The 4,766-nt window shown below is 50.0% G+C and carries 6 protein-coding genes and 1 pseudogene; 1 reads left to right on the plus strand and 6 read right to left on the minus strand.

Going from position 1 to position 4,766, the window contains the following annotated elements:
• The 3 genes and pseudogenes from L692_RS27555 to terS form a co-directional block, all read right to left on the minus strand.
• Positions 1-437: pseudogene (locus L692_RS27555) on the minus strand (hypothetical protein); the annotation flags it as partial.
• Positions 438-454: 17 nt separating this feature from the next.
• Entirely contained in the window at positions 455-1,882 is a 1,428-nt protein-coding gene (locus L692_RS0101845) for a DEAD/DEAH box helicase family protein (RefSeq protein ID WP_025696678.1), read from the minus strand.
• A complete protein-coding gene (terS, locus tag L692_RS0101850) occupies positions 1,875-2,759 on the minus strand; it encodes a phage terminase small subunit (RefSeq protein ID WP_025696680.1) in 885 nt (294 codons plus the stop codon). The genes L692_RS0101845 and terS overlap by 8 nt, the downstream gene beginning before the upstream one ends.
• Before the next feature lie 83 nt (positions 2,760-2,842).
• On the opposite strand from terS, the gene L692_RS0101855 reads away from it, so the two are divergent.
• A complete protein-coding gene (locus L692_RS0101855) occupies positions 2,843-3,391 on the plus strand; it encodes a hypothetical protein (RefSeq protein ID WP_025696682.1) in 549 nt (182 codons plus the stop codon).
• Here L692_RS0101855 and L692_RS0101860 read toward each other — a convergent pair.
• From L692_RS0101860 to L692_RS0101865, 3 genes are all read right to left on the minus strand, one after another.
• Positions 3,388-3,600, minus strand: a complete 213-nt coding sequence (locus L692_RS0101860; protein WP_025696684.1) for a hypothetical protein — start codon at positions 3,598-3,600, stop codon at positions 3,388-3,390. The two genes, L692_RS0101855 and L692_RS0101860, sit on opposite strands and share 4 nt — an antisense overlap.
• Before the next feature lie 250 nt (positions 3,601-3,850).
• On the minus strand, positions 3,851-4,135 hold the full coding sequence (locus L692_RS30975) for a hypothetical protein (protein ID WP_198027688.1): 285 nt from the start codon (positions 4,133-4,135) through the stop codon (positions 3,851-3,853).
• Between the two features lie 149 nt (positions 4,136-4,284).
• On the minus strand, positions 4,285-4,766 hold a 482-nt coding region (locus tag L692_RS0101865), incomplete at its 5' end, for a DNA cytosine methyltransferase (RefSeq protein WP_025696686.1).

Consider the following 4,766-nt stretch of genomic DNA (forward strand, 5'->3'; position numbering starts at 1 on the left):
CCGCCGTCCCGCCGGATACGGTACGCTATCAGACCGTCGACCTGGTGCTGGATGACGGCAGACCATATCTTACTGTTTGGCTTTGACGAATCCACAACGCCGGAGACAAAGTCCAACTCCGGCCCCTGCTCCACGTCAGCCGAGACATTGCCGAGCGCTCGGTTGATCAGATCCGCCGGCACTTCGGCGACGAGGCTGGCAAAATTGACGACGACGTATTGATGCTCGGTCGTGATTTTGATCTCCGCCTTCTGGCCGCGACGATAAAATCCGGGGCGCGACCGCCGGATGATCCGCTCGGTCGTCTGGATGCTGCGGGCCCTCGGGAAGATCAAATCATGATCGCCGTCGTACAGCAGCCGGTAATAGTACATGTCCTCGACCTCGGCATCGTATGGCGGCGGCGGGAAGCGGCGCTTGCTGTAAATGATGGTCAAAATAGATCATCTCCTTTCTACCAGCCAGTTGCCCGCTCACTGGAGTATTGCATTTCAGGTTCAGTAACGAAGGACAATATAACAGCATCAGCTCGGTCAGGGGAATCAAGACCGCGTTTCTTCATATCCTCTTTCCTCTCCAGAGCAAGACGGCCTTTACTGGTCATGCGGTATTTGCGCTGCGTCAGTTGCATAATGAGCTGGTCATCCGCCGGGAGCTCAATTCCGACAGGTTCTCCCTGAAGATGCTTTGAAAATGCTTCCTGCAACAAGTCTCGCATGGTTGCCCAGTATTCAGTGCCACGGTTCTCGTAGTGTTCCTGCTCGTCCTCCGTCGGCTTGCTGCCGTTGTTAACCGGAATAACGCGCCAGCCGGTCAGACGTTCTTCAATGATGACCTCATTCAACCGATCCGTCACTCCGCCGCCGACGCCGCTGTCGTCCACTTTGATCTCTACAAAGCGCAAGTGAGAATCACCGGACAGCAGCCCCTTCCCCGCTGCAATGACGCGGCCCACAGTCGCCATCGTATCCTGCTTGTTGTAGCAGAGCAAAGGCATGACCTTCATTCCGATCCTTGGCGCTATGACCGTTTCGTCGTCGCCAAATCGCGCGACGTCAACGCCCATGTGCAGCGTGTCGCCGCTGGCCTGCACCGTCGAGCTGGCTGCCAGCTCAGCCAACTCGAGCGCAATGAAGGCGTCGGCCTCGGCTTTCGGAAACTCTCCATACACCCGAACACGAACAACGTCACTTTCGGCTCCGTATTTCTCGATCATCATCTGAATGTTCTCACGGCTTGTACGTTTGCTGTCCCGACTGTCAACTTTATGCGTCTGGAACCGGGACCGGTCACGATTATGCGAATCATAAAAAACCCCGCTCGTTCGAGTTGGGTTACCGCACATCAGTAATTTGTTTTCGGGCCCTGACAATGTACCTAAAATGGCTTCCATGATCGGGTCTGATACACCGGATGCTTCGTCCACCACGAATAACATGTAATCCTCGTGGAAACCTTGCATGTTCTCCGGTTTCGTGGCCGTCCGAGCGGTCGCAAACCAACGCTCTTCATGGCCGATCATGTAAACCTTCGTCTTGGTCCATTTGAAGAGGTTTTTAACCATCGACGACTCCAGCCACTTGGCCACCTCAGCCCAAAGTACATCGTTTAGCTGCTGTTTGGTCGGAGCCGTACAGACTACCCTCGCATTCGGTCGGCAGCAGAGGAACCACACCACAAGCACCGCTTCGAAGGCCGTCTTCCCCACCCCTTGGCCGGATCGAATGCTGGTCCTTGGATAGTTGGCCACATCGGACATAGCTGCCCGCTGCCAGTCATCTGGATCGAATCCCAGCATGTCCTCGCCAAAGGCAGCGGGGTCATCCCAATACAAGTCGAGGAGCTGCGCCAAATCGGAGACAACGTTATACGGCTTACTCATGCTGGGTCACCTCGGTCTCACGCAACCTCTTCCTTCGCTCCGCAATCTCTTTCAGCGCATCTGTCCAGCTTTGCGTTGCACCTGCGCCACCTTGGAGCTGCTGAAGCTCAATTTGCAGGATGGCCGTCCGGGCTGCCTTCTCCGCGTCCACAATCCGGTTCTTCGTCCCGATGGCACGCAGCTTCTGCGCCTGGACACGGGTCAAAGCTTCCTCCCGCTTAAGAATATCGTCCATGATGCGGACCGAGCTAACTTCCACCTTAGATTTGACCAGTTCATCCCGAGAGATGGGAACCTTTTTCGTGAGTCCTGTCTTCTCATCATGAACGACGCCGATGTCTTTCGTGGTTTTTAGCTCATAGAGGACACTGCGCTCTTTCTCCGTTAGGCCGTCCATAAGACGCTTGATACGCTGCATCATTCGCCGCTCCCGTATAGTCAGTAGCGCAATGGCTTCCTCTGCCTGGACAAGCGGGTCCGTGTCGATCTGGTCCACCAGTTGCAACTCGTCATCCGTCAGCGTATCAAACCAAATTGTTTCGTGCTCGCCGGTGGTGACCGCCTTCTTATTTCCTTCCGGCCCACCGGGTCCGCCCCGGTTGCCCTTCGCATTCTGGTTTCCCGGGGGAGCGCCGCCGCGGTTACCGACAGCGTTCTTGTTCCCTTTGGGAGCGCCGCGACGTGGAGCGCTCCCTTTGCTGTCAGGTGGAGCGCTCCCTTTGAGATCAGCTTCCCAGCCGTCCAGCGCCTTCCACTTTCGGACTTTGCTATCTGGAATAGAAAGAGCAGCGGCGATGTCTTTAAGCTTCATCGTCCCGCTGCTCTCCAGCCACATCTGCTTTGCCTTGTCCCGCTCGGGACTGCGTTCTCTCGCCATGTTACATTCCACCACCCCCGAACTAACAAAAATCTATTTTTTACCGATATTCATTTGTAATTACATTCATTTATGGAGGAACTATGAGCGTCTGGTGGAGTGCATCATTTATCATTCTTTGTGCTATTTTTATCTGGGCAAAACATTTCTTGTTCATCAAAAAACTCACAGAAATTTGTTCAACAAATATTCCTACCTCTGTTGTAAAAACTAATTTTAGGCTCTTAGTGTTAAGCTACAAAATAACTCCAGTAGAAGAACTTGGTTTGATCGAATCAGAAATTGAACTTTTAGAAGAAGACTCTACTTTTCTCGAAAAATTTTCCGACTACTCTCTTAAGATATTCTTAGGTCTATCTTTAACTATGATGGGAGGACTAGCCACTCTTAACATTAGCGCTATAAATCTGATGAAAGATAAAATTCCAGAAAATGAATTAATGAAAAGAACAGAAGAAGCTCTGGATGTATTCAAAGTTATTTCTCAAAACTACACCCTTTTATTTCAATTTTCTGCTGTCCTATTCGCAATTACAACACTATATTATCTCGAGAGACATCAACGACAAAAAATCATAAAAAAACACCTTACCGCTATAAAAACTTTAAAGAAGTTTCAAAAAGAAGATTAAAATTCTTCCTTCTGCAACTCAATATCAATCTCTATCAATTTCTTCAGGTCGTCCACTGTCTTGATTTCAATCCGGCCATCCTGAAAGTCCTTGACCCACTTGGCTATGCCGGCCTTAACGATCTTGCGGTATTGCGCCTTGCTTTCCAGAATGCCAGCCATGATTTCAAGCTCGTATTGCAACAATAAATTTTCATCTTGTGTTCCCATTGTGTTCCCCTCGGCTTCCCCTTATACTGGAATGCGAGACAGCGGATGTCTGAGAATGCCACGCGTGGCGCGCCGCTGTCTCAGCCGGGGGATACCCTGGTCGGTTGGGAGGACGTTGACGCGTCCTCCTTTTAATTTTGCTTGGTTATCATGAATGTTGATCTTTAGGCAGAAGAAAAACCACCTATTAGCTTAGGTGGTTGATTCTGAACAATCGTTTCCCGTTAGCGCAACGTTCATTCGCCAATTATTAAGTTCTTGATGTAGTCGTTCCATGTGTTTCTAAATTCTTATTCGTTAAATCCTTATAAATAGCAACTGCAAACAATATAATACCAATAACCATGAACAAAATGCTTATTATATAGGGTACTCTCAGCATCGTTTCATCCAAAGCCAATGAGAATTTTCCAGGAGGATCGCTCCATCCCGCCATTTGTGGAACATAGTTTGCAATTGCCAAATATACCATACCAAATAGTAAAGTTCCGGATAATAAGAAAGTTGATCCAGCTATTAAGAATGATCTTCTCATGACTCCCCACCTCTGCCCGTTTATAATGGTTAACTCACCTCCAATGTGAATAATCCAATATTACCATAATACGGTGGTTTATTACTCCATTATCCTGCCAGTTAGCTCAACAAGAGTATCCATTTCAATTCGGGTTCCAACCAGTGCACCTAATTTGCTTGGTTGGTGTCGTCTTTACTCTTACTTGCATTCCCTCCAAACCATTGAACATTAATCTGCTCGGCTATTCGCCGCATCATTAGCGGCGGGACACTCATGCCGCATACATACTGCACATTGGCGTCCATGAAATCATAATCCGCTGGGAAGGTCTGAATGCGGATTGCATCCGTATTGCTGATGTGCCGCGGCTGATCCGTCCGCAGGAAGACGGAGGAACTGGCCAGCGTATTCGCAACCTTCTGATCTTTCAGTAGAATCGTGTTGAAGTTGCTTATTTTGCCCTCTTCCCGCTCCGTTACATCACCTATGTTCAGATCCTGCGGACGCCGCTTCTGCCAGCGTTGATATGTCTTGCTGCTGGAATTGATCGGCGGGCCTTCTCCGCTTCTGATTTCACCGTACAGCACCGGCGGCTCGTTGAACTTCAACCGAAGCGGCGGGAATGGCTGATCTTCCCTCGCCGCGATAA

The sequence above is a fragment of the Paenibacillus forsythiae T98 genome, assembly GCF_000520735.1.
In the GTDB taxonomy this organism is placed as follows: domain Bacteria; phylum Bacillota; class Bacilli; order Paenibacillales; family Paenibacillaceae; genus Paenibacillus_AQ; species Paenibacillus_AQ forsythiae.